Annotated in this window: 25 protein-coding genes; 10 read left to right on the top strand and 15 right to left on the bottom strand. The window is 71.3% G+C overall.

Translation table 11 applies throughout. The features are described from left to right. Positions 1-91: 91 nt before the first annotated feature. From rbfA to rimP, 6 genes are all read right to left on the bottom strand, one after another. Entirely contained in the window at positions 92-541 is a 450-nt protein-coding gene (gene rbfA, locus ACZ7CH_RS29815; protein ID WP_360390725.1) for a 30S ribosome-binding factor RbfA, read from the bottom strand. 13 nt (positions 542-554) lie between these two features. Beyond that, positions 555-851, bottom strand: coding sequence for a DUF503 domain-containing protein (locus ACZ7CH_RS29810; RefSeq protein ID WP_360390728.1), 297 nt, complete (start codon positions 849-851; stop codon positions 555-557). Between the two features lie 72 nt (positions 852-923). Continuing rightward, entirely contained in the window at positions 924-4,106 is a 3,183-nt protein-coding gene (gene infB / locus ACZ7CH_RS29805; protein ID WP_458430684.1) for a translation initiation factor IF-2, read from the bottom strand. An 87-nt stretch (positions 4,107-4,193) separates the two neighbouring features. Continuing rightward, on the bottom strand, positions 4,194-4,433 hold the full coding sequence (locus tag ACZ7CH_RS29800) for a YlxR family protein (protein ID WP_458434331.1): 240 nt from the start codon (positions 4,431-4,433) through the stop codon (positions 4,194-4,196). 126 nt (positions 4,434-4,559) lie between these two features. Beyond that, entirely contained in the window at positions 4,560-5,573 is a 1,014-nt protein-coding gene (nusA, locus tag ACZ7CH_RS29795; protein ID WP_360390734.1) for a transcription termination factor NusA, read from the bottom strand. Next, on the bottom strand, positions 5,570-6,094 hold the full coding sequence (gene rimP / locus ACZ7CH_RS29790; RefSeq protein ID WP_360390736.1) for a ribosome maturation factor RimP: 525 nt from the start codon (positions 6,092-6,094) through the stop codon (positions 5,570-5,572). The genes nusA and rimP overlap by 4 nt, the downstream gene beginning before the upstream one ends. Before the next feature lie 127 nt (positions 6,095-6,221). Here rimP and ACZ7CH_RS29785 point away from each other — a divergent pair, with 127 nt between their 5' ends. Both ACZ7CH_RS29785 and ACZ7CH_RS29780 read left to right on the top strand, forming a co-directional pair. Next, a complete protein-coding gene (locus tag ACZ7CH_RS29785; RefSeq protein ID WP_470375459.1) occupies positions 6,222-6,665 on the top strand; it encodes a hypothetical protein in 444 nt (147 codons plus the stop codon). Further along, entirely contained in the window at positions 6,662-7,084 is a 423-nt protein-coding gene (locus tag ACZ7CH_RS29780) for a ferritin-like domain-containing protein (protein WP_458430681.1), read from the top strand. Before ACZ7CH_RS29785 ends, ACZ7CH_RS29780 begins: the two co-directional genes overlap by 4 nt. 6 nt (positions 7,085-7,090) lie before the next feature. Here ACZ7CH_RS29780 and ACZ7CH_RS29775 read toward each other — a convergent pair whose 3' ends face one another. The 4 genes from ACZ7CH_RS29775 to ACZ7CH_RS29760 are packed head-to-tail and all read right to left on the bottom strand — an operon-like array spanning position 7,091 to position 10,271. Beyond that, positions 7,091-7,840 carry a hypothetical protein gene (locus ACZ7CH_RS29775; protein ID WP_458430678.1) on the bottom strand — a complete coding sequence of 250 codons (750 nt, stop codon included), beginning with the start codon at positions 7,838-7,840 and terminating at the stop codon, positions 7,091-7,093. Positions 7,841-7,895: 55 nt separating this feature from the next. Next, positions 7,896-8,849 carry an aminotransferase class V-fold PLP-dependent enzyme gene (locus tag ACZ7CH_RS29770; RefSeq protein ID WP_470375458.1) on the bottom strand — a complete coding sequence of 318 codons (954 nt, stop codon included), beginning with the start codon at positions 8,847-8,849 and terminating at the stop codon, positions 7,896-7,898. After that, positions 8,842-9,306: a DUF4442 domain-containing protein gene (locus tag ACZ7CH_RS29765; RefSeq protein WP_470375457.1), complete on the bottom strand. Its 465-nt coding sequence runs from the start codon at positions 9,304-9,306 to the stop codon at positions 8,842-8,844. The genes ACZ7CH_RS29770 and ACZ7CH_RS29765 overlap by 8 nt, the downstream gene beginning before the upstream one ends. Positions 9,307-9,317: 11 nt before the next feature. After that, positions 9,318-10,271, bottom strand: coding sequence for a glycosyltransferase (locus ACZ7CH_RS29760; protein WP_360390751.1), 954 nt, complete (start codon positions 10,269-10,271; stop codon positions 9,318-9,320). 22 nt (positions 10,272-10,293) lie between these two features. On the opposite strand from ACZ7CH_RS29760, the gene ACZ7CH_RS29755 reads away from it, so the two are divergent. Both ACZ7CH_RS29755 and ACZ7CH_RS29750 read left to right on the top strand, forming a co-directional pair. Beyond that, entirely contained in the window at positions 10,294-10,851 is a 558-nt protein-coding gene (locus ACZ7CH_RS29755; RefSeq protein ID WP_360390754.1) for a sugar O-acetyltransferase, read from the top strand. Between the two features lie 4 nt (positions 10,852-10,855). After that, positions 10,856-11,263 carry a YjbQ family protein gene (locus tag ACZ7CH_RS29750; RefSeq protein WP_360390757.1) on the top strand — a complete coding sequence of 136 codons (408 nt, stop codon included), beginning with the start codon at positions 10,856-10,858 and terminating at the stop codon, positions 11,261-11,263. Here ACZ7CH_RS29750 and ACZ7CH_RS29745 read toward each other — a convergent pair. Both ACZ7CH_RS29745 and ACZ7CH_RS29740 read right to left on the bottom strand, forming a co-directional pair. Next, positions 11,159-11,677 (bottom strand): hypothetical protein, encoded by a 519-nt coding sequence (locus ACZ7CH_RS29745; RefSeq protein ID WP_470375456.1) that lies wholly within the window; start codon positions 11,675-11,677, stop codon positions 11,159-11,161. The two genes, ACZ7CH_RS29750 and ACZ7CH_RS29745, sit on opposite strands and share 105 nt — an antisense overlap. Further along, entirely contained in the window at positions 11,626-11,913 is a 288-nt protein-coding gene (locus ACZ7CH_RS29740; protein ID WP_470375455.1) for a hypothetical protein, read from the bottom strand. Before ACZ7CH_RS29740 ends, ACZ7CH_RS29745 begins: the two co-directional genes overlap by 52 nt. Positions 11,914-12,033: 120 nt before the next feature. Here ACZ7CH_RS29740 and ACZ7CH_RS29735 point away from each other — a divergent pair, with 120 nt between their 5' ends. Then, positions 12,034-13,032, top strand: a complete 999-nt coding sequence (locus ACZ7CH_RS29735; protein WP_458430670.1) for a DUF8017 domain-containing protein — start codon at positions 12,034-12,036, stop codon at positions 13,030-13,032. A 3-nt stretch (positions 13,033-13,035) separates the two neighbouring features. Here the strand turns inward: ACZ7CH_RS29735 and ACZ7CH_RS29730 are convergent, their stop codons facing one another. Both ACZ7CH_RS29730 and ACZ7CH_RS29725 read right to left on the bottom strand, forming a co-directional pair. After that, entirely contained in the window at positions 13,036-13,383 is a 348-nt protein-coding gene (locus tag ACZ7CH_RS29730; protein WP_470375454.1) for an antibiotic biosynthesis monooxygenase family protein, read from the bottom strand. A gap of 115 nt (positions 13,384-13,498) precedes the next feature. Continuing rightward, the gene (locus ACZ7CH_RS29725; RefSeq protein WP_470375453.1) at positions 13,499-15,244 is read right to left on the bottom strand and encodes a proline--tRNA ligase; all 1,746 of its coding nucleotides are present in this window, start codon (positions 15,242-15,244) and stop codon (positions 13,499-13,501) included. Between the two features lie 136 nt (positions 15,245-15,380). On the opposite strand from ACZ7CH_RS29725, the gene ACZ7CH_RS29720 reads away from it, so the two are divergent. Continuing rightward, the gene (locus ACZ7CH_RS29720) at positions 15,381-15,740 is read left to right on the top strand and encodes a VOC family protein (RefSeq protein WP_360390774.1); all 360 of its coding nucleotides are present in this window, start codon (positions 15,381-15,383) and stop codon (positions 15,738-15,740) included. Positions 15,741-16,256: 516 nt separating this feature from the next. Here the strand turns inward: ACZ7CH_RS29720 and ACZ7CH_RS29715 are convergent. Continuing rightward, positions 16,257-17,222, bottom strand: coding sequence for a GNAT family N-acetyltransferase (locus ACZ7CH_RS29715; protein WP_360390777.1), 966 nt, complete (start codon positions 17,220-17,222; stop codon positions 16,257-16,259). An 86-nt stretch (positions 17,223-17,308) separates the two neighbouring features. Here ACZ7CH_RS29715 and ACZ7CH_RS29710 point away from each other — a divergent pair, with 86 nt between their 5' ends. The 4 genes from ACZ7CH_RS29710 (at position 17,309) to ACZ7CH_RS29695 (ending at position 21,936) form a co-directional block, all read left to right on the top strand. Beyond that, entirely contained in the window at positions 17,309-18,064 is a 756-nt protein-coding gene (locus ACZ7CH_RS29710; RefSeq protein WP_470375452.1) for an SAM-dependent methyltransferase, read from the top strand. A 201-nt stretch (positions 18,065-18,265) separates the two neighbouring features. Next, a complete protein-coding gene (gene yaaA, locus ACZ7CH_RS29705; RefSeq protein WP_470375451.1) occupies positions 18,266-18,994 on the top strand; it encodes a peroxide stress protein YaaA in 729 nt (242 codons plus the stop codon). A gap of 208 nt (positions 18,995-19,202) precedes the next feature. Then, positions 19,203-20,171 (top strand): serine protein kinase RIO, encoded by a 969-nt coding sequence (locus tag ACZ7CH_RS29700; protein WP_458430666.1) that lies wholly within the window; start codon positions 19,203-19,205, stop codon positions 20,169-20,171. 232 nt (positions 20,172-20,403) lie between these two features. Next, on the top strand, positions 20,404-21,936 hold the full coding sequence (locus tag ACZ7CH_RS29695) for a DEAD/DEAH box helicase (RefSeq protein WP_470375450.1): 1,533 nt from the start codon (positions 20,404-20,406) through the stop codon (positions 21,934-21,936). Positions 21,937-22,517: the final 581 nt, after the last annotated feature.

The following is a 22,517-nucleotide window of genomic DNA, read 5'->3' as shown; positions in this document are numbered from 1 at the left end:
CCCATTCCTGTGCGGCTTTCCGGCGACGGAGCTGGCAGGAGCGGTGCGAAGTGGACGGTCCCCGGCGTGTGCCGGAGACCGTCCCGATTCGTCAGTCCTCGTCCTCGTCGGCCCGCGGCGCCTTGTACGGGTCGGCCTCACCGGCGGGTGAGGCACCCGCGGCGAGACGGGCGACCTCGGCGTCGGCGGCCTGTGCCTGGGCGAGCAGCTCGTCCATCTTCCGCGCCGTGTCGGGCACGGTGTCGGTCATGAACGTCAGCGTCGGCGTGAACCGGACGCCCGTCTGCTGCCCGACCATGGAGCGCAGCACGCCCTTGGCCTTCTCCAGTGCCGCGGCGGCACCGGCGTAGTCGGGCTCGGAGTCGAGACGCTCGCCCAGGACCGTGTAGTAGACGGTCGCGTCGTGCAGGTCGCCGGTCACCTTCGTGTCGGTGATGGTGACGCGGGCCAGGCGCGGGTCCTTGACCTCGTGCTCCAGCGCGGAGGCGACGATCTGCGAGATCCGCTTGGCGAGCTTGCGGGCACGTGCCGTGTCGGCCACGAGCCTCCCCTTCCTAGTCGTCCTCCGGCCCCACGAGTCGTGTGCGGGCGGAGAGCAATTCCAGTTCGGGACGTCCGGCGACGAGCCTTTCACAGCTGTCGAGCACGTCCCTGACGTGCGCAGCGTCGGCAGCAACCACTGCTACGCCGATCAAAGCGCGTCGGTGCAGGTCTTGATGGCCGGCCTCGGCGGCCGCCACCTCGAAGCGCTTGCGCAGCTCCGCCACGACCGGGCGGACCAGCGAGCGCTTCTCCTTCAACGAGTGGACGTCGCCCAGGAGCACGTCCAGTTCCAAAGCCCCCACGTACATGGGCAAGATCCTCCAGAAGAAAGGGGTGCGGAGCCACTGGTTAAAGCGGCTCCGCACCCCCTCATCGGCCGACTAGGCGCGCGGCTTCTCGCGCATCTCGAAGGTCTCGATGATGTCTTCCAGCTTGAGGTCGCTGTAGTTGCCGAGCGTGAGACCACACTCGAAACCTTCGCGGACCTCGGTGGCGTCGTCCTTGAACCGCTTGAGCGAGCTGATCGGGAGGTTCTCCGCGATCACCTTGCCGTCACGGAGCAGGCGAGCACGCGCGTTGCGGCGGATCTCGCCCGACAGGACCATGCAACCCGCGATCGTGCCGACCTTGGAGGACTTGAAGACGTCGCGGATCTCGGCGCGGCCGAGCTGGACCTCTTCGTACTCCGGCTTGAGGAGACCCTTGAGGGCCGCCTCGATCTCGTCGATCGCCTGGTAGATGACCGTGTAGTACCGGACGTCCACGCCTTCGCGGTTCGCGAGCTCGGTCGCCTTGCCCTCGGCCCGGACGTTGAAGCCCAGGACGATGGCGGAACCGGCCACGGCGAGGTTGATGTCGCCTTCGGTGATGCCACCGACACCGCGGTGGATCACGCGCAGCTCGACGTCGTCGCCGACCTCGATCTTCATGAGCGCGTCCTCGAGGGCCTCGACGGTACCCGAGTTGTCACCCTTGATGATCAAGGTGAGAGCGCTGGTTTCCTTGAGCGCGGCGTCCAGGTCCTCCAGGCTGACGCGCTTGCGCTTCGCCGCGTTGGCGGCGTTGCGGGTGCGTGCCTGGCGGCGCTCGGCGATCTGCCGTGCGACCCGGTCTTCCTCCACCACGAGGAACGTGTCGCCGGCGCGGGGCACCGACGTCAGACCGATGACCTGCACCGGACGCGACGGGGTCGCGACGGTGACGTCGTCGCCGTGCTCGTCGACCATGCGGCGGACGCGACCGTACGCGTCACCCGCGACGATCGAGGAGCCGACGCGCAGCGAACCGCGCTGCACGAGCACCGTGGCGACCGGACCGCGACCGCGGTCGAGGTGCGCCTCGATCGCGACACCCTGGGCCTCCATGTCCGGGTTGGCCCGGAGGTCCAGCGAAGCGTCGGCGGTCAACAGGATGGCCTCGAGGAGGCTGTCGATGTTGATGCCCTGCTTCGCGGAGATGTCGACGAACATCGTGTCGCCGCCGTACTCCTCGGCGACCAGTCCGTACTCGGTGAGCTGCTGGCGGATCTTGGAGGGGTTCGCACCCTCCTTGTCGATCTTGTTGACCGCGACCACGATCGGCGCCTGAGCGGCCTGCGCGTGGTTGATCGCCTCCACGGTCTGCGGCATCACGCCGTCGTCAGCGGCGACGACGATGACCGCGATGTCGGTCGCGTTCGCACCACGGGCACGCATGGCGGTGAACGCCTCGTGGCCCGGGGTGTCGATGAAGGTGATGAGCCGCGGGTTGCCCTCGAGCTCGGTCTGCACCTGGTACGCGCCGATGTGCTGGGTGATGCCACCGGCCTCGCCCTCGTGCACCTTCGCCTTGCGGATGGTGTCGAGCAGGCGGGTCTTGCCGTGGTCGACGTGACCCATGACGGTCACGACCGGCGGGCGGACCTGCAGGTCGTCCTCGTCACCGGCGTCCTCGCCGTAGGTGATGTCGAACGTCTCGAGCAGCTCGCGGTCCTCCTCCTCGGGGGACACGACCTGCACGACGTAGTTCATCTCGGAGCCGAGCAGCTCCAGGATCTCGTCGGACACCGACTGGGTCGCCGTGACCATCTCGCCCAGGTGGAAGAGCACCTGCACGAGCGACGCCGGGTTGGCGTTGATCTTGTCGGCGAAGTCGGTCAGCGAGGCACCGCGCGGCAGGCGGATCGTCTCGCCGCTGCCCTTGGGCAGGCGGACGCCACCGACCGAAGGCGCCTGCATGTTGTCCATGTACTCCTGGCGCTTCTGCCGCTTGGACTTGCGTCCACGGCGCGCCGGACCACCCGGACGACCGAAGGCACCAGCGGTTCCACCGCGACCGGCACCGCCACCGCCGCCGGGACGACCGCGGAAACCGCCGCCACCAGCGGGCGCGCCGCCGCCGCCACCGGCACCGCCGGGACGGAAACCGCCGCCGCCGCCACCGCCGCCACCGGGACGGAAGCCACCGCCACCGCCACCGCCGCCACCGGGACGGAAGCCACCGCCACCGCCACCGCCGCCACCGCCGCGGAAGCCGCCACCGCCGCCGCCCCCACCGGGACGACCGCCGCCACCGCCACCGCCGCCGGGACGGCCACCGCCGCCACCAGGACCAGGACGGTTACCGGCCGGACGGTTGCCCGGCATCATGCCGGGGTTCGGCCGCGGGGGCATGTTGCCCGGGTTGGGACGGGGACCGCCCTGACCCGGCGCCGGGCGAGGACCGCCCTGACCGGGGCCGGGACGACCGCCACCCTGTGCGGCCGCGGGACGCGGACCACCCTGACCGGGCGCACCGCTCGGACGGGGGTTCGCCGGACGCGGGTCACCGGGCTTCGGACCACCGGCGGGGCGGTCGCCGCCCTGCTCGGGCCGAGGGCCGGGACGGGGTCCAGGACGCGGCGAGGGAGCGTTGCCGCCACCGACGCCGAAGGGGTTGTTGCCCGGACGCGGGGCGCGCGGGCCGGCAGGCTTGGGAGACTGCGGGCGCGGCGGGACCACGGACGGGGACTGCCCACCAGCCGACGCGGCCGGGGCCTGCGGCTGCTGCTGGGGCTGTTGCTGCTGGGTCTGCTGCGGAGCCGGGCGGGGGCCCGGACGCGGGCCACCCGGCTTGGAGCCGGGAGCCGGGGCAGCCTTGGGGGCGGCCGGAGCCGACGCGGCGGGTGCCGGTGCGGCGGCCGGGGCCTGGGGCTGTGCGGGCGCGGCGGGAGCCGGGGCCTGCGCGGCAGGAGCTGCCGGAGCGGGCTTGGGCGCCGCCGGGCGCGGTGCCGCCGGACGCGGACCGGGCATGGCCTTCGGCGCGGCGGGCTTGGTGTCGGACGCTGCCGGCCTGGACTCCGCCGGTGCGGCGGGCGCTGCGGCAGCAGCGGGTGCGGGTGCCTTCGGCTTCGGAGCGGACGGCTTGGGAGCCGGCTTCGAGGACTTGGCTTCGTAGGCGTCGCGAAGTCGCCGGGCCACCGGGGCCTCGACGGTCGACGACGCGGACTTCACGTACTCGCCCTGTTCGGCGAGCTTGTTGAGAACTTCCTTGCTCGTAACACCGAGCTCTTTCGCGAGCTCATGCACGCGGGCCTTGCCTGCCACTGCTCTCCTAGGTCGTGAGGCCGGCGGGCAAGTCCCATCGACCTCGTCTTAACGTCGCGCGTTCATGTCTTCAGCTTCACGGCTGACTCATGACGGGTCGACCTGCTTCCTTGTTGCTTGCTGGCCCTGGGGCTGTCCCGAGGCCAAGTTCCCGTGCTGCTCGACGTGCTCGCGCAGCGAAGCGACGTCGAGTGCTCCCTGGACCTTGAAGGCCCGCGAGAACGCTCGTCGCCGCTCGGCGTTGCGGAGACATTCGAGATCGAAATGCAACCAAGCACCCCGACCCGGAAGCCGCCGACGGACGTCCGGGACCACCGAACCGTCCACCGCGACCACTCGCAGCAGCTCAGAGGGCAACGTCCGAACTCGGCACCCGACACACGTGCGAACAGGGCCGATGTGCTGGGAAACCGATCCCGACGTTGATCCGTTGATAATTCTATCCCCTGGAGCTCATTCAGCCGAACTGGATGTGACCGCTCCGGCAGCCGGAGCCTCCGCGTCGCTGCGGATGTCGATGCGCCAGCCGGTCAGGCGGGCGGCCAGACGGGCGTTCTGCCCCTCCTTGCCGATCGCCAGCGAGAGCTGGAAGTCGGGCACCACGACACGGGCCGTCTTGGCCCGTTCGTCGAGCACCCGCACGGACACAACCTTCGCTGGTGACAGGGCATTCCCGACGAAGGTGGCCGAGTCGTCCGAGTGGTCGATGATGTCGATCTTCTCGCCACCGAGCTCGTGCATGACGTTGCGCACACGGGCTCCCATCGGGCCGATGCAGGCGCCCTTGGCGTTCACCCCGGAGACCGTCGACTTCACCGCGATCTTCGAGCGGTGACCTGCCTCACGTGCCACCGCGGCGATCTCCACGGTGCCGTCCGCGATCTCCGGGACCTCGAGGGCGAACAGCCGCCGCACGAGGTTCGGGTGCGTGCGCGAGAGGGCGATCTGCGGGCCGCGGGCGCCACGGGAGACGCTCACGACGTAGCACTTGATCCGCTCGCCGTGGTTGTACTGCTCGCCCGGCACCTGCTCGGCCGGCGGCAGCACGCCCTCGGTGTCCCCCACCTGGACGACGACCATGCCGCGGGCGTTCGCGCGGGCGTCGCGCTGCACGACGCCGGCGATGATCTCGCCCTCCTTGGTGGAGAACTCGCCGAAGGTGCGCTCGTGCTCGGCGTCGCGCAGGCGCTGCAGGATGACCTGGCGCGCCGTGGTGGCCGCGATCCGGCCGAAGCCCTCCGGGGTGTCGTCCCACTCCTCCTGGACCACGCCGTCCGGGCCGAGCTCCTGCGCGAGCACGCGCACGACCCCGGTCTTGCGGTCGATCTCCACCCGCGAGTGCGAGTGGTGCCCTTCGGTGTGCTTGTAGGCGGTCAGCAGTGCTGACTCGATCGCCTCCAGGACCGTCTCGAAGGGGATGTCCTTTTCACGTTCGATCGCCCTCAGGGCGGCGATGTCGACGTTCACCTCGGCTCCTCCTCCGGTGCTTTCCGAGTGAGCCGAGCCAGTTCCTCGACCGGCGGCTGCTTGAACTCGATCTCCATTACCGCGCGTTCGACGTCGCGGTACTCCACGCGCTTCAGCTCGCCCTGGTGCAGCAGCTCGACGCCGCTCTCGTCGCACTCGCCGACACGGCCGAACCACTCGACCCGGTCCGGCTGCTTGACCTTCACGAGGCGCAGGTGCGCGCGCTTCCAGTGGCGCGGGTGCGTGAGGGGCCGGTCGACACCCGGCGAGGTGACCTCGAGGGTGTACGGCCCGTTGATCAGGTGGTCGTGCGCGTCGAGCGCGGCGGACACCACGCGACTCGCCTCGGCGACCTCGTCGAGCCCGATGCCGTCCTCGCCGTCCACGACGACCTTGACCAGACGGCGGCGCCCAGCCTGATTCACGTCGAGTGCGTCGAGGTCGAAGCCGGCGGCTTCGAGCGCTTCCCGCACAACGGGTGCTAGCTGCGCGGCAAGCTCTCCGCGCGGCGGGCTGGACACGTGGTGTCTCCTTCAGTTCGAACGCATGAAAACCCCGGCCGACGGTGTTTCGGCGGCCGTGGGCGCCCAGGGTATCTCGTTCGCCCGCCTGCCACCGCCCCACCGTCCGCTGGCAAGATTGGTTCGCGTGATCTCCGAATCGGTCAGCCGCCGCCGCGTGCTGCTCGCGGTGGCCGCCGCACCTCTGGCCGTTGCGTGCACCACAGAACCTCCCCCGCCTCCGCCGCCGGACCCGTTGTCGGCGCTCGCGGCGCAGGCGCGTTCGGACGCGGCGCTGGCGACGTTGCTGACAGCGGTGCCGGCCGCCGCGGAGGTCGCGAAGGCCCGTGCGGCGCACGCGCAGCTGTTGCAGGCGGAGGTGGACCGCGAGCGCCCGCCGCTGTCGTCTGCGGTGCCGCCCGTTCCCCCGACCCCGCCGCAGCCGCCGAACCCGGTCGCGGCGCTGCGCTCGGCGCTGGACGAGTCGGTGCGCGCCGCGTCGGAGGCCGTGGCTACGTTGCCGTCCTACCGCGCGGGCCTGGTCGGGTCGGTGGCGGCGGGCTGCGCCTCGCTGCGGGAGGTGCTGGCGTGAGCACGGAGGCGGTGCAGACCGCGCTGGGCACCGAGCACGCCGCGGTGTGGACCTACGGGCTCGTATCGGCGTTCCTGGACAACCCGGCGGTCGCCGAGGGCGCGAACGCGCACCGCGCGCGCCGGGACACCACGGAGCGATGGCTGAAGGACCACAACGCGACGCCGAACCCGCCCGCCGCGGCATACCTGCCGCCGTCGCCGGTGTCGGACGGGCCGTCGGCGATCGCGGCCCTCGTCGCGGTCGAGCAGGACGCGTGCGCGGCCTGGCGCGGGGTGCTGGAGCGGACCGACGACGCGGCGCTGCGCACGAGTGCGCTGGACGCGTTGACGACGGCGGCGGTGCGGGCGACGCGGTGGCGCAAGGCCGCGGGGACCACTCCGGCGTCGATCACGATGCCGGGCGTGGCCTCCGGCTAGCTCCCGCTAGTTCCCGATGGAGGACGCGAGGCGGAGCGCGTCCTGGGAGACCTTCTTCATCTCCTTGTTGTGCGCGAGCGCGTCCTGGCCCTTCGTCAGCGCGTCCGACTCGACGATCACGACCTCGCGGTCGCGCACCTCGGAGGCGTACCCGCCGTTGGCCAGCGTCGTCAGCGGCGGGACGCTCACGGCCTTGTCGAGCACCAGGTCCTTGATGTTGCCGGTGCCGTTCTGCTCGGTGAGCTCCTTGAGCTTCCTGGCCTCTTCCGCGGTCTTCATCCGCACGACGGACACCGAGGAGTACACGGTGCGCCCGTCGGGCAGCTTGGCCGTGTAGAACGCCCGCGTCAGCTGGACGCACGGGGTCGCCTTCAGGAACTCCTGCGTCTTGGTGGTGGCGTGTGCGGCGCAGTCGCTGTCCTTCACCGGCTCCGGCAGCTGCGGCGAGGTGGTGAACTCGAACTCGCCCGCGGTCTTCTGCGGGGCCGCCGCCGGCTTGTCGACCGGGTCGGTGGGTTGCAGCACCCACCACACGAAGCCGGACACCACCGCCACGCCGACCAGTGCGAGCGCCCTGCCGAACCAGATCCGCTTCGGCGTCTGCGCCGGCCGCTGCTGTTGTTGCTGCTGCTGCTGCGGGGGCAGCTCACCGCGGCGGCTGTCCATGATCGACTGCAGCTTCACGAGCTCGTCGGCCGGGTAGAGCGGAGCGGTGTCGGTCGGCCTCGGTGGGAAGCGAGGCAGGTTCTGGGTCACCTCTTCGGGTGATTCGCGTGGTTCCGACACAAGGACCCACGGTAACGGACGGCGTTCAGCTCAGCGCTGCGAGCACCCGATCAACGTCTTCGGCCGTGTTGTATAGGTGGCACGCATATCGGGTCCTACCTGCGCGAACGGACGAAACGACGCCTTCGGCGGCCGGCTCCCCCACTGAGACGATCGCCGAGCCGGTGGGCGGCAGACCCATTCCGGTGAGGAGCCGATCCGTCAGACCGACACAGTGCGCACGCACGGCCGTGAGGTCCAGCGAGGCCACCCACGGCAACGCGACCGCCGCACCGATGTGCGCGAACCACGTCGGTGACAGGTCGAACCGCCGTGCGTCCGGGCGCAGCAGCAGATCGGTGCCGTAGTTCTTACCCGTGCTGTACCAGTTCGCCGCCACGGGCCGCAGCGACTCGAGCCGGTCCGGCCGCACCGCCAGCCACGCGGCACCGCGGGGTGACATCAGCCACTTGTAGGCCACGCCGACGACGAAGTCGGCCCACTCCAGCGACAGCGGCATCCAGCCGGCCGCCTGCGACACGTCCAGCAGCACCGGTTTGCCCGACGCCCGCAGCGCGCCGAGGTCCGCGACCGCGCCGTCGGCCGACTGCACCACGCTGACCGCGACGAGGTCGCACTCGTCGATGGAGGCGGCGATCCGGTGGCCGGCCGCGACGAACGGCAGCGAGACGCTGGTGAACTCGCCCGGTCCGACGTACACCCTCGACCCGGCCGGCAGCGACTGGGCGACCAGTGACGCGAACTGCGAGACGGTGGCGCCGCACGCGACCGACGTCGCGGGCACGCCCACGAGCTGCCCGAAGGCCGCACGGGAGGTCTCGACCGCGTCGGTGAACGACGAGGACGTGTCCTGCCCGCGCCGCCAGCGTTCGTGGGCGGCGGCCACCGCGTCGGCGACGTGCCGCGGTGGCACGCCGATGGACGCCGTGTTCAGGTACCCCGGCTCGACGTCGAAGACCGCCCCGAACGCCTCACGCATGGACGAGCTTCTTGCCGCGCTTGCGCCGCGCGTACACCTGCTTGCGCACCTTCGCGATCACGGTCCCATCCTGCCCGACCACGTCGGTGTCGAACCAGAGCAACGCCTTCGCGCCGGACGACGTCTGCTCCAGAACCTCGGACACGTGCTCGTCGGTCAGCCGGAACTCGGCGCGCACGGTGCCGCGGCCGGGTGCGACGAACTCGATCTCACCGGCCCGGTCCCACACCACGTGCTCGCCCTTGAGCTGGTTGAACAGCAGCAGCACCCAGAACGGGTCGGTCATCGCGAACAGCGAGCCGCCGAAGTGGGTGCCGAAGAAGTTGCGGTTCCACGGGCGCAGACGCATGCGCACGCGCGCATACCGGTAGTCCGGCGAGATCTCCTCGACGTGGACACCGGCGAACAGGAACGGCGGCCACAGGTTCATCCCGCGGCGCAGGCGGCTTGCCTTCATAAAAAACAGTGTTACACAACGTTCGCCAGACTGTCCGCAACTTCCTCCGGCGACGGCATGTGACGTATCTCCCGGGCGATCTGACCAGCGGCTTCCCGGTACCGGCCGTCCGTCAGCAGCAGCCGCGCGCAGTCCGCGATCGGCCCCGCGCTGAACGCCTGCGGCCGCACCGCAGCACCGGCCGCGACGAGGGCGGTCGCGTTGGCGGACTGGTCGGCGCCCTGCGGCAGCACCACCTGAGGCACCCCGGCGACCAGCGCGCCCAGCATCGTGCCGCTGCCGCCGTGGTGGACGACGACGTCGGCGTACCGGAGCACCTCGGCCTGCGGCAGCCACGGGTGCACCGTCACGTTCGGCGGCACGTCGGTGAGCTCGACCCGCGGCGCGGCGACCACCACCTGGACGTCGGAGAGCTTGCCGAGCCCGACGACCGCCTCGGCGAGCAGCTCGCGCGTGCCGAACGCGGTGCCGAGCGTCAGGTAGACGAGCTTGCCCGCCGTGCGCACCGGGACCTCGCCGGGCGGCGCGAACGGCACCGGCCGCAGCGGGATGCGGTCCTGCTCCAGGAAAGCCGGGTCCTGCAACGAGGGCGGGCAGATGTCGACGTGCCGCCCGCCCTCCGGCCGCACCAGCCCGATGCCGTCCGGGAACATCCGACCGAACCCGTGCCACACGGCGGGGAACCCGCGCCGCCGCGCCTCCGACACCACCTCGGGCACCGCCCAGCCGCCGACCACGAGGTCGGGCAGCAGCCGTTCCAGCTCCTGGGCGATGTCCTCGGCGTAGATCTCCCCGAACACCAGGCCCGGCCGGAACGGCCGCAGCCCGAGCTTGCCCAGCACCGGGTGCATCTCCTCGCCGACGGCGAAGTGCACCTCATGGCCGGCATCGCGCAGTGCGACCGCCAACGGGATCAACGGATAGGTGTGGCCGACGGCGGCCATGCTGGCGAACAGCACACGCATGCCGTGACGATACTGAGTCCCCATGGGAACCAACCGCGACAAGATGATCAACGGCGAGCCGTACCTGCCCGCTGACCCCGAGCTGGACGCGGACCGGCGGCGCGGCTGGCGGGAGATGGCCCGGTTCAACGCGCACGACCCGGAGGACCTCGACGGGATGTACGCGATCCTCAAGGGCTTCGTCGCGGAGATCGGCGAGGGCACGACGTTCATGCAGCGCCTGCAGATCGAGTACGGCTACAACACCCGCGTCGGCGCCAACAGCTTCATGAACTACGGGGGCGTCATCCTCGACTGCGGCCCGGTCACCATCGGCGACCACGTGATGATGGGCCCGAACGTGCAGCTGCTGACCGCGTTGCACCCGATCGAGGACCACGACGCGCGCATCGCGGGGTGGGAGACGACCGCCCCGATCGTCATCGGCGACAAGGTGTGGTTCGGCGGCGGTGTGATCGTGTGCCCGGGAGTGACCATCGGCAACAACACGGTCGTGGGCGCGGGCAGTGTCGTGACGCGTGATTTGCCTGCTCACGTGCTCGCGGTCGGCAACCCCGCGCGGGTGGTTCGTAAGATCTGAGGTCATGCGCAGCGAGGAGATCCAGGTCCGCACCGGTGCCGAGGAGGTCGTGCACGACCTCACCCGCGAGTGCGAGCGGTTCCTCCAGGAGGAGAACGGCGACGGCCTGCTGCACGTGTGGGTGCCGCACGCCACCGCCGGCGTCGCGATCATCGAGACGGGCGCGGGCAGCGACGACGACCTGCTGACGGCGCTGGAGCACGTCCTGCCCCGCGACGTGAGGTGGCGGCACCGGCACGGCACCCCGGGCCACGGCCGTGACCACGTGCTGCCCGCGCTGGTGCCGCCCTACGCGACGATCCCGGTCCTAGGCGGCGTGCTGGCGCTCGGCACCTGGCAGTCGGTCTGCCTGGTCGACACCAACGTCGACAACCCCGTCCGGACGGTCCGGCTGAGCTTCCTGGCCGGCTAGCACCAGCACCAGCCCGGCCAGCGCGATCCCGGCGAACACCCACCACGCCGTGCCCGCCGAGCCGTCGTGCCGCACCGCCCGCAGGCCCTCGGTGGCGAACCGGAACGGCGTCCACGACCACAGCGCCACCCGGTAGACGGGGTTCAGCAGCTCCGGCACCTGACCGGCCACCGCGGGCGCCATCAGGTAGAGCACGCCGAGGACGCCCATCGCGCGGATGCCGAGGTGCTTGAACAACCCGGCCTGCAGCAGCGCGAACGCACCGGCGACGGCGAAGAGGAACGCCAGCGCGCCACCGGTGAGGCCCACGCCCCACCACGCGAGCAGACCGGTTACGGACCCGACGGTGAGCACGGCGGCGGTCACCGCGGACAGGAGCCGGAACCGGGTGCCCCTGAGCAGCACGAACAGCACGCCAGCGACCATCCCGCCGATCCACAGGAGACGGCGGGTGCCTCGACCCGCACCGGCAGTCCGGCGCCCTGGGCCACCCCGGTCAGCACCTGCTGCGCGACCTGCGTGCCGGACGGGTTGACCGCGGGGTCGAGCCGGACCACGGCCTGGCCGGGCGTGATCTCCAGGACGCCGTAGACCTCCCGGCCGGCCAGCAGCGCCCGCGCCTCGGCGGCGATGACCAGCGCGGTGCGCATCGCGACCTCCATAGTTCATCATGTGTTGAATTCGATGGCCGCGACGGTACGCCGGTCACGATCTGGAAGTCAGCGCTTGATGAATTAAGGGCTGTCGGGGTCACGAGGTACGGTTTCCCCGTGACTTACCCAGGTGGCGGCGGCGGGCAGGGCGGCTGGAACGAGCAGCCCGGTTGGGGTCAGCAGCAGGGCGACTACCCGACCGGTGGCTACCAGGGCAGCGGCGCCTACCCCCAGCAGGAGGGCCACGCGCAGCCGGTCGGCTACCCGCAGACCGGTGGCTTCCCGCAGCAGCACCAGGGCTACAACAGCGGGTACGGCGGCCTGGGCGTCTACGGCGGGGGCGGGTTCGACCAGCAACCGCCGAAGAAGAGCAAAACAACGTTGTGGGTGGTGCTCAGCGCGGTCGTCCTCGTGCTGCTGGTGGGCGGCGGTGTCACGACGTACCTGCTCATGAACAAGTCCGGCGACTCCGGCGCGCAGCCGACGACGTCGGCCTCGGCGTCGTCGACCCCGCCGACCACGTCCCAGCAACCCAACGGCGCCGGCACGTGCAAGGACGAGAGCTGGCAGTGCGTCCAGACCACGCTCGGCTACACCTACCAGGTGCCGAAGGACTGGACCCAGGTCGACGACCGGGTCCCGGTCGAGGGCTTCGAGGGCGTTGCGCTGTCCAGCGTGACCTCGTACGGCGACTACAAGTGCGAGGAACGCTCCTACACCAAGGGCACCAACGGCGGCGCGTTGCTGGACAAGGGCGACATCAACGCGGTCGCCACGAACTTCACCAAGGCCGTCGCCACCCAGTACTACTCGTCGGGCGGCGCCCCGCAGGTCGCGCTGACCGAGCCCAAGCCCGTGAAGATCCAGCACACCCAGAAGGACGGCAAGAAGATCGTCGTCGAGGGCGTGCAGGTCGACGCCACGGTCACGCAGACCGCGAACAAGTGCCTGGCGTCCAAGGGCATGGTCAAGGTCCTGCTGCTCAACGGCACCGGCAAGCTGCACGCGCTGGTGGTGAACGGCGACCTCGAAGGCGGGGGTGGCGGCGACAAGCCACCGCTGCTCAAGGAGACCGACCTGCAGAAGATGATCGACTCGCTGCAGCCGAACACCTGACCCCTACTGCTCGCGCGTGAACCCGTGGCTGCGCTCCACCTTCGCGACGTGCAGCGTGTAGCTCTGGTACCAGTCGTCCCGTCCGCGTTGCTGTGCCGCGCGGTGTTCGGCGTTGGTCCGCCACTGCGTGAGCGCTTCGGCGTCGCGGAAGTAGCCGACGGTGATGCCCAGCCCGCCGGGGTTCTGCGCGTGGTCGATGCCGAGGAACCCGGGAACCTCCCTGACCAGTTCCTCCATGCGCGCGTTCGTGTCGCGGTAGCCGCTCTGCTCCTGCGTGCGCACGGTGGTGAAGACCGCCACGTAGTAGGGCGGTTCGAAGGCCTGCACCGGGACCGGCGGCTGATCGCTCATGGCGTCACCGTAGGGCGGGGACACCCTGCGATCCACCGACTTTTCGCGACGTCCAGAACGCGGGAACGCCGGGCCGCGCGGTGTTCCCGCGCAGACCCGGCGTCCAGTCGTCCGACTAGCCCCTGACGACGGCCACGAGGTGGTCGACGGCCTCGGCCACCGGCACCTCGACGCGCTCGCCGGAGCGGCGGTCCTTGACCTCGACGACCCCGTTCTGCAGGCCGCGGCCGATCACGAGGATCGTCGGGATGCCGATCAGCTCGGCGTCGGCGAACTTCACGCCGGGGCTCGCCTTGCGGTCGTCCAGGAGCACCTTCACGCCCTTGGCGTCGAGCTGCCGCGCGAAGTCCTCGCCGGCCGCGGTCAGCGCCTCGTCCTTGCCGGCGATGACGACGTGCACGTCGGCGGGCGCGACGTTGCGGGGCCAGATCAGGCCGCGGTCGTCGTGCGACTGCTCGGCGATCGCCGCGACCAGGCGCGAGACGCCGACGCCGTACGAACCCATGGTGATGCGGACGGGCTTCGAGTCCGGGCCCAGCGCGTCCAGCGAGAACGCGTCGGCGTACTTGCGGCCCAGCTGGAAGATGTGGCCGATCTCGATGCCGCGCGCGGCGACCAGCACGCCCTTGCCGTCGGGCGACGGGTCGCCCTCGCGGACCTCGGCGACGTCGATGACGCCGTCGGGGGTGAAGTCGCGGCCCGCGACCAGGTCGACGACGTGGTGGTCGGCCTTGTCCGCACCCGTCACCCAGGCGGTGCCGGTGACGACGCGGGGGTCGGCGAGGTAGCGCACGCCGTTGTCCTGCAGCGCCTTCGGGCCGATGTACCCCTTGACCAGGAAGGCGTTCTTCGCGAAGTCGCCCTCCTCCAGCATCGCGACCTCGGCGGGCTCCAGCGCGGCCTCGAGGCGCTTGAAGTCGACCTCGCGGTCACCGGGGACGGCGACGGCGAGCAGCTCCCACTCCTTCGTGCCCGGCTGGCGGGTCTTGATGAGAACGTTCTTCAACGTGTCCGCCGCGGTGAACTTGCGGTCGGTGCTGGCGTTGAGGAAGTCCACCAGGCTGTCGATGGTGGGCGTGTTCGGCGTGTGGTGCACCTGCGCGGCGGGCTTGTCATCGACCGGCTGCGCGGGGGGCACGGGCGTCCGCACGGCCTCGACGTTGGCCGCGTACCCCGACTCGGTGGACTTGACGAAGGTGTCCTCACCCGTCTCGGCGACCGCGAGGAACTCCTCCGACGCCGAGCCGCCCATCGCACCGGACGTGGCGGAGACGATCACGTACTCCAGGCCCAGCCGGTCGAAGATGCGGATGTAGGCGTCGCGGTGGTCGCGGTAGGACTGGGTGAGGCCCTCGTCGGTGAGGTCGAACGAGTACGAGTCCTTCATCAGGAACTCGCGCCCGCGCAGGATGCCCGCACGGGGCCGCGCCTCGTCCCGGTACTTCGTCTGGATCTGGTACAGCGTGACCGGGTAGTCCTTGTACGAGCTGTACTCGCCCTTCACGGTGAGCGTGAACAGCTCCTCGTGCGTGGGGCCGAGCAGGAAGTCGGCGCCCTTGCGGTCCTTGAGCCGGAACAGGTTGGGGCCGTACTCCTCCCACCGGTTCGTCGCCTCGTAGGGCTCCTTGGGCAGCAGCGCGGGGAACTGGATCTCCTGCGCTCCGAAGGCGTCCATCTCCTCGCGGACGACGGCCTCGATGTTGCGCAGGACCTTGAGCCCCAGCGGCAGCCAGGAGTACCCGCCCGGCGCGACGCGGCGGACGTAGCCTGCGCGCACCAGCAGCTTGTGGCTGGGCACTTCGGCGTCCGCCGGATCCTCGCGAAGGGTGCGCAGGAACAACGACGACATCCTGGTGATCACGGTGGGTACTCCTCGTTCACGGGCTGTTGGAGCAGCCTACTGGTTGGTGCGCGCACGAACGTGCACGCGGTGCTTCCCACGGGCCCTGAGCTGCACGGACCCGAAACTGTCAGACCCGCTGAGTAGCGTTCCTGCCATGTCCCTGACCATCGCCATGATCACGATCGACACCGGCGACGCGCGCAAGCTCGCCGACTTCTGGACCGCCGCCCTGGGCACCGCGGTGCAGAACGACTGGGGCGAGTTCATCGTCCTCGCCCCGACCGCGGAGGGCGCCCCCGCACTCGCCCTCCAGCAGGTGCCGGACGTCACGCCGGGCAAGAACCGCGTCCACCTCGACTCCCACGTCCCCGACCGCCTGGCCGAGGTCGCGCGTCTGGTCTCCCTCGGCGCCACCGAGATCGGGGTGCACAGCGTCCCCGGCCTCGTCTGGTCGGTGCTGACGGACCCGGACGGCAACCAGTTCTGCGTCGGCCAGCCCGGCGAGGAGCTGTAGGCGCCACGGACGTCTCGGCGCCCGGCCCGGGCTGTGAAGCCGGCCTGGGTCTGGAGCCGTCCCGGCCAGCGTCACCTCGAACCCGCTGCGCTCGCGCACGCCGAGCGCTCCGGGGTCGAGCCGGCCGCGCACCACCCCGGACCCGTGCGTTCACACGCCGAACGCCCAGGTCCGAACCGGTCGTGTCCCGCCCAGGCAGCCCTGCCGCGTCCAAGCCAGTACCCGGCTCACCCGCGCAGCCCTGCCCGCCCTGGTCCCCCGCTCCAGCCGATCCGGACCCGCCCAGCAGCCCTGCGCGCCCAAGCCGACACCCGGCCACCCGCGCAACCCTGCCCGGCCCGGTCCCGCACTCCACCCGATCCGGACCCGCCCAGCAGCCCTGCCGCGCCCAAGCCGACGACCGACCCACCCGCGCCCAGCCCTGCTCACCCGGTCCGACAAGCCGAGCCTGATCCGTCCGACCAGGCCACTCAGCCCGTCCAGCTCAGCCCAGCCCGTCCCGCCCGACCCCGTCCGTCAGACGAGCTCGACCGGCACGCCGTAGTCGACCCACGTCCGCGCCACCCGGAACCCGGCCCGCTCGTACACGCCGAGCGCCCCGGTCGAGTTGGCCGTGTCGACCGACAGCCCCGCCCGCTGGTACCCCTGCGTCCGCGCCTGAGTCAACGTCCAGCTCAGCAACGCCGACGCCAGGCCACGACCGCGGTGCGCGCTGAGGGTTCCGACGTCGCCGATCCAGAGTTCGCGGACGCCGGTCTGCTCCTCGACGGCCGGGTAGTGGCGGGCCAGCACGAAACCGACGACCGCGCCGGAACCGTTGTCCAGTGCGAGGAAGGAGGTGTCCGGCACGAACCTCTTGCTGTCCGTGAAGGACGCCGCCCACTCCTGCGGGGTGCGCTCGGTCGAGCCCCAGTGCTCGGCGAAGGTCGTGTTCACGACCCGACGGGTCTCTTCGGAGCGGTCGGGGGTGAACGGGACGACCGAGTAGCCCGGCGGGACCGGGAGCTGGGCGAGTGACTCGCCCAGTGCCACCTCCATCTCGTGGAAGTGGCGGTCCGCGGTGAAGCCGAGCGACGCGCACAGTGCGACGTGGCCGGCCGAGCGGCTCTCGACCATCGTGGTCGCCACCAGCGGTACGGCCGGGTGGGTGGCCAGGTGCAGCGTCCGGGCCATGGACACCATGCGCGGCAACAGCTCCCGGCCGATGCCGCGGCGGCGGAACGACGGGTGGACCATCCCGTCGATCCGCAGGCGGTGGACGTCGGCGGGCTTCGCGCGCGGCTCGAGCAGGCCGTAGGCGACGAGCTCGGAGCCGGCCAGCACGGCGAGCGAGGTCGTCGGCAGGTCCGCCTTGGCGAACGACTGGGCGAAGTCCTCTTCGGACAGCAGTTCGCCGGTGTCGTCGGCGGCTTCCGCTGCCGTGCACAGCGCGGTGACCGCGGGGATGTCCGCGGTGGTGAGCGCGCGCCACACGAGTTCCACGACGGTCGAAGCTACGCGGAGGTGATGCCCTCAACAACTGAATAACGCGTTGCCCGGCAGCCGCTGCGGGGCCATGCTGCCCGACGATGACGACTCCAGAGATCACGCCGCTGTACGACGACGTCACGTTCCACGGACCGCTGTCCGCGGACAGGGCCGCGCGCCTGGTCGACTCGCTGCTGCCGCTCGACGGCGGGCACGTGCTCGACCTCGGGTGCGGGTGGGCGGAGCTCCTGCTGCGCACGCTCGAGGCCGCGCCCACCGCCACCGGCACCGGTGTCGACCTCAAGGAGGACGACATCGCGCACGGCCGCGCCAACGCCGAACGGCGCGGGCTGTCCGGGCGGGTGAGCCTGCACGTCGCGGACGTGGCCCGGTGGCAGCCGGACCGCCCGGCCGACGCCGTGATCGTCAACGGCGCCACCCAGGCGTGGGGCGGAGACCCGTTGCAGCACACCGAGAACGCGCTCGTCGCGGCCAAGGGACTGCTGCGCCCTGGCGGGAGGTTGTTGCTGGGCGAGGGTTTCTGGGAGCGGGAACCGACGAGCGCGCAGCTCGCCGCCATGCCGGTTCCGCGCGACCAGTACCGCTCGCTGGCCGGGCTGGTCGACCACGCGCTCGGCCACGGTTACCGGCTGCTCGCGGCGGAGCAGGCGAGCCTCGACGAGTGGGACGTCTTCGAGAACGGCCACGGGCTGGCCTGGGAACGCTGGTTGCGCGCCAACCCGGACTCCCCGCACGCCGAGGAGGTCAGGGCCAGGGCCGACCGGCAGCGCACCTACCGGCTGCACGGCTGGCGGGGCGTGCTCGGCCTCGCCTACCTGACGCTGCAGGCACCCTAGGCGGCCGGCGGGCCGACGAAGCCGCGCCGCACACGCCCGGCGGGCCGACGGAGCCGCGCCGCACACGCCGGGACCGGCCGAAGCCGCGCCGCACGCACCGTGACCAGGTCGGCCGCGTCCCAACGGGCCCGACCGTCCACGCCGTCCGGAGGCACCACGCAGGTCCGGCGGTTCCACGGCGTTGGCTTAGGCTTGCGAACCGTGCTGGTGCTGCTTCCCCCGTCGGAGACCAAGGCGATCGGCGGCGACGGCGCGCCGCTCGACCTCGACGCGCTGTCGTTCCCCGAGCTCAACCCGGTGCGCGACAAGCTGGTGTCCGCGCTGGCTGATCTCGCGGCGGACGTCCCGGCGAGCCTCAAGGCGCTCGACATCTCCGAGCGGCAGGTCGACGAGGTGCACCGCAACGCGTCCCTGCGCACGTCGGGAACCACGCCCGCACTGCTGCGCTACACCGGCGTGCTCTACGACAACCTCGACTTCCCCTCGCTCCGCAAGGCCGAGAGGGGACGCGCCTGTCAGCGGCTCGCGGTCGCGTCCGCGCTGTTCGGGGCGGTGCGCGGCGGTGACCCGGTGCCCGCGTACCGGTTGTCCGGCGGCAGCGCCCTGCCCGACCACGGCAGCCTGCGCACGCTGTGGAAGCCCTCGCTGGAGCCGGTGCTGAGGGAGGCGGACGAGTTCGTCGTCGACCTCCGCTCCGGCGCGTACTCCAGCCTCGCGAAGATCCCGCACGCCGTCGTCGTCCGGGTGGTCACGAGCGAGGGCAAGGTCGTCAGCCACTTCAACAAGGCGCACAAGGGGCTGCTCGCGCGCGCCATCGCGAAGTCCAACGCGGAGCCGGCGGACCTGAAAGGCCTGGTCAAGCTCGCGCGGAAGGCCGGGTTGGCCATGGTGCCGACGGGCGAGAAGACGGCCGACCTGATCACGGCGTAATTCGGTTGCGGGCACCGGGCCCGCACGGCAGAATCTTCCCGGAAGCGTGACAACGGAGCTGGATCGAGGAGGTGCGACATGTCAGAGCCTGTCTTTGGGCGCGGCACCGCACTCGCGACCCGTCCAGCCGCCCTTCGCGCCTGATCAGCACCGTTTGATCGCAGAGCGCCAGTGGGGCGGTCACCTTCAGCTCTTGGGAGACCCCACCGTGCGCGAGCACGATCTCTACGAACGTTACGAGTCTGCTTTCGAAGGCGCCGACGACACCATGCGGCGCAAGGGAAAGCGCACCACCAAGCGCGGCGACGACGCGGAGCCCACCCGTCGCGGCCGCATGACCGAGGCCGAGAAGGTGCGCGTCGCGCGAGTGCGCGAGGACCAGCTCAGCACGGCCGACACCCCCGAGGACGGCGACCGCTGGTCCACGTGGGGCGACGCCGAGCAGGGCCCGAAGCCGCACCCGAGCTGGCTCATCACCGAGCTGGCCGCGGTGGACCGCGAGCTCGGCATCGTGAAGACCGGCAAGGAGGCGGACGTCTTCCTGCTGGAACGCGCGATCGGCGAGCGGTCGAGCCTGCTCGCCGCCAAGCGCTACCGCAGCAACGACCACCGGATGTTCCACCGCGACGCGGGATATCTGGAGGGGCGCCGGATGAAGAAGTCCCGCGAGATGCGGGCGATCCAGAACCGCACCGCGTTCGGGCGCAACCTGATCGCGGAGCAGTGGGCGGTCGCGGAGTTCGCCGCGCTCACCCAGCTGTGGCAGATCGGCGCGCCCGTGCCGTACCCGGTGCAGCGCAGCGGTACCGAGCTGCTGCTGGAGTTCATCGGGGACGCCGAGGGCAACGCCGCGCCGCGGCTCGCCCAGGCGCGCCCGGACGAGGACGAGCTGCTCGACCTGTGGCGGCAGCTGGTCGCGACGCTGATGACGCTCGCGGAGGCGGGCCTGACGCACGGCGACCTGTCCGCGTTCAACCTGATGGTCCACGACGGCCGGTTGATCATGATCGACCTGCCGCAGGTGGTGGACCTGGTCGCGAACCCCCGCGGCGTGGAGTTCCTCGACCGCGACGTCCGCAACATCTGCGGCTGGTTCGCCGCGCGCGGCCTGCCACCGGAGATCGGTGAGCCGTCCGCGCTGGTGGCGACGCTGCTGGACGTGGCGGGTATGGGGTGACTCACCTTGCGCGCCCGGCCGTGTCCAACGACACTGCCGGGCGCGCCGGTCACTCGCACTGATCAGCTAGACTGTAAGAGCACCGATGCAGGCTTGACCGCCGTTGACCGGTGCGTCCACCTACTCATTCAGGCGTGCACACCACGCCGGGCTCGTCCTTGTGAACTGGCACCGCGACAAGCGCGGGGCAGCCTTGAGACGTGCCATGTCTCGGAGGTTTGTTTTGCCATCAATGTCCGAAGGCCGTTCCGAGCGCGCACAGAGCCGCAGGTCACCGCGGCGCCGCTCGGGTCGCCAGGGCAACTCCTCACGCCCGCAGCAGCGGGTCGAGGAACCGATCGTCGCCGAGCACTTCGAGAGCACGCTGCCGGAAGGCCCGCTGCCCTCGTTCGCCGAGCTCGGCCTGGCTGACGCGCTGATCAAGTCGCTCGTCGCCAACGACATCACCGCACCGTTCCCCATCCAGGCCGCCACCCTGCCCGACGCGATGTCGGGCCGGGACATCCTCGGCCGTGGCCAGACGGGCTCCGGCAAGACGCTGGCGTTCGGCCTCGCCATGCTGACCCGCCTCGCGGGCGGCCGCTCCACGCCGCACAAGCCGCGTGGGCTGATCCTCGTCCCGACCCGCGAGCTCGCGATGCAGGTGGAGACGGCGCTCATGCCGCACGCCCGCGCGCTCAACATGTGGTGCCGCGTGGTCGTCGGCGGCACGTCGTTCCCGCGCCAGATCGACCACCTGCGCCGCGGCGTCGACCTGCTGATCGCCACGCCGGGCCGGCTGTCCGACCACGTCCGCCAGGGGACCTGCGACCTGTCCCAGGTCGAGATCACCGCGCTGGACGAGGCCGACCAGATGGCCGACATGGGCTTCATGCCCCAGGTCCGCGCGATCATGGACCTGACCCCGCAGGACGGCCAGCGCCTGCTGTTCTCCGCGACGCTCGACGGCGACGTGGACAAGCTGGTCCGCCAGTACCTGCACAACCCGGTGACGCACTCGGTGGCCCCGGCCACCGCGAGCGTCACGACGATGGACCACCACCTGCTGTTCGTGTCCGCCGAGGACAAGCAGAACGTGGTGACCGAGGTGGCCGCGCGCGAGGGCCGCACGATCATGTTCGTGCGCACCAAGCACCACGTCGACCGCCTGGCCAAGAAGCTGCGCTCGGTCGGCGTCCACGCCGGCGCGCTGCACGGCGGCAAGGCTCAGAGCGCCCGCACCCGCGTGCTCGGCGAGTTCCGCGAGGGCACCACGCCGGTCCTGATCGCGACGGACGTGGCCGCCCGCGGCATCCACGTGGACGACGTCTCGCTCGTCGTGCACGTCGACCCGCCGGCCGACCCGAAGGACTACCTGCACCGCGCGGGCCGCACCGCGCGCGCCGGCCAGTCCGGCACGGTCGTCACGCTGGTCACCCACGACCAGCGCCGCGCCGTCCAGGGCATGGCCGCTCGCGCGGGCATCCGCCCGGAGAGCACGAAGGTCCGTCCCGGTGACGAGGACCTGATCCGCATCACCGGTGCCCGCCTCCCCAGCGGCGAGCCGGTCGTCGAACGCGAGAAGCCCGCCCGCCGCTCCGGCGGCAGCGGCCGTCGCTTCGGCGCCCCCGCGGCCGGTGGCCGCGGCGAGTTCCGCGGCGGCTCCGGTCGCCGCTCCGAGGGCGGCGAGTTCCGCAGCGGCCCGCGCCGCCCAGCCGGCGAAGGCGGCGGTCCCCGCCGCGGCGGCAGCACCACCGGGCGCCCGCGCCGGGCGCCGCAGCACTGATCGACTGATCTGATGAGGGCCGCTTCCCCGGGTTGGGGAGGCGGCCTTCGTCGTCGGCGGTCAGCTCGCCCGGGCTGGCTGCCGCGGACGTGGCACCGCAGCTCCGGTCGGAGGGCTGTTCTTGGCGTTGACGGGCAGTCGTTCGTGTCCGCCCTGCCGACCTGTTGGTTCGACGAGGGCCGCCTCTCCGGTCGGGAAGGCGGCCCTCGTCGCGTGCCGAGTTGTCCACAGATCGCCGAACGGTGGGTTGACACGGCCGGATCTTGGTTAGGTTGAGTGGAGGTGGGTGGTCTGCCCCCAGGGAGGGCGGGGCCCTGCCCTGCGCGAGTTTTGACTTGCGGGACCTTGCTTGCGCGGTCACCGGGCTACAGGCCTGGCTCGCGCCGTCACCGGGCTGAGAGCCTGGCTCGCGCGGTCTTGAGCTGCGGGCCCGACTCGCGCCGTCACCGGGCCGCAGGCCAGATTCGAGCCATCGCTGAGCTGCGGGCCCGACTCGCGCCGTCACCGGGCCGCAGGCCAGATTCGAGCCATCGCTGAGCTGCGAGTCCGACTCGCGCCGTCACCGGGCTACGGGCCAACTC

It is taken from the genome of Lentzea sp. NPDC037011, from assembly GCF_055607425.1.
This window is presented reverse-complemented; position numbering and strand designations above follow the sequence as displayed.

What these genes read in the sequence shown, in the direction of transcription:
- ACZ7CH_RS29810 (WP_360390728.1), bottom strand. Translation starts at nt 851, where the DNA reads ATGTACGTGGGGGCTTTGGAACTGGACGTGCTCCTGGGCGACGTCCAC.
- ACZ7CH_RS29760 (WP_360390751.1), bottom strand. Translation starts at nt 10,271, where the DNA reads ATGCGTGTGCTGTTCGCCAGCATGGCCGCCGTCGGCCACACCTATCCG.
- ACZ7CH_RS29750 (WP_360390757.1), top strand. Translation starts at nt 10,856, where the DNA reads ATGCGCAGCGAGGAGATCCAGGTCCGCACCGGTGCCGAGGAGGTCGTG.
- ACZ7CH_RS29730 (WP_470375454.1), bottom strand. Translation starts at nt 13,383, where the DNA reads ATGAGCGATCAGCCGCCGGTCCCGGTGCAGGCCTTCGAACCGCCCTAC.
- ACZ7CH_RS29740 (WP_470375455.1), bottom strand. Translation starts at nt 11,913, where the DNA reads ATGCGCACCGCGCTGGTCATCGCCGCCGAGGCGCGGGCGCTGCTGGCC.
- ACZ7CH_RS29710 (WP_470375452.1), top strand. Translation starts at nt 17,309, where the DNA reads ATGACGACTCCAGAGATCACGCCGCTGTACGACGACGTCACGTTCCAC.
- ACZ7CH_RS29720 (WP_360390774.1), top strand. Translation starts at nt 15,381, where the DNA reads ATGTCCCTGACCATCGCCATGATCACGATCGACACCGGCGACGCGCGC.
- ACZ7CH_RS29695 (WP_470375450.1), top strand. Translation starts at nt 20,404, where the DNA reads ATGTCCGAAGGCCGTTCCGAGCGCGCACAGAGCCGCAGGTCACCGCGG.
- ACZ7CH_RS29755 (WP_360390754.1), top strand. Translation starts at nt 10,294, where the DNA reads ATGGGAACCAACCGCGACAAGATGATCAACGGCGAGCCGTACCTGCCC.
- ACZ7CH_RS29770 (WP_470375458.1), bottom strand. Translation starts at nt 8,849, where the DNA reads ATGCGTGAGGCGTTCGGGGCGGTCTTCGACGTCGAGCCGGGGTACCTG.
- ACZ7CH_RS29765 (WP_470375457.1), bottom strand. Translation starts at nt 9,306, where the DNA reads ATGAAGGCAAGCCGCCTGCGCCGCGGGATGAACCTGTGGCCGCCGTTC.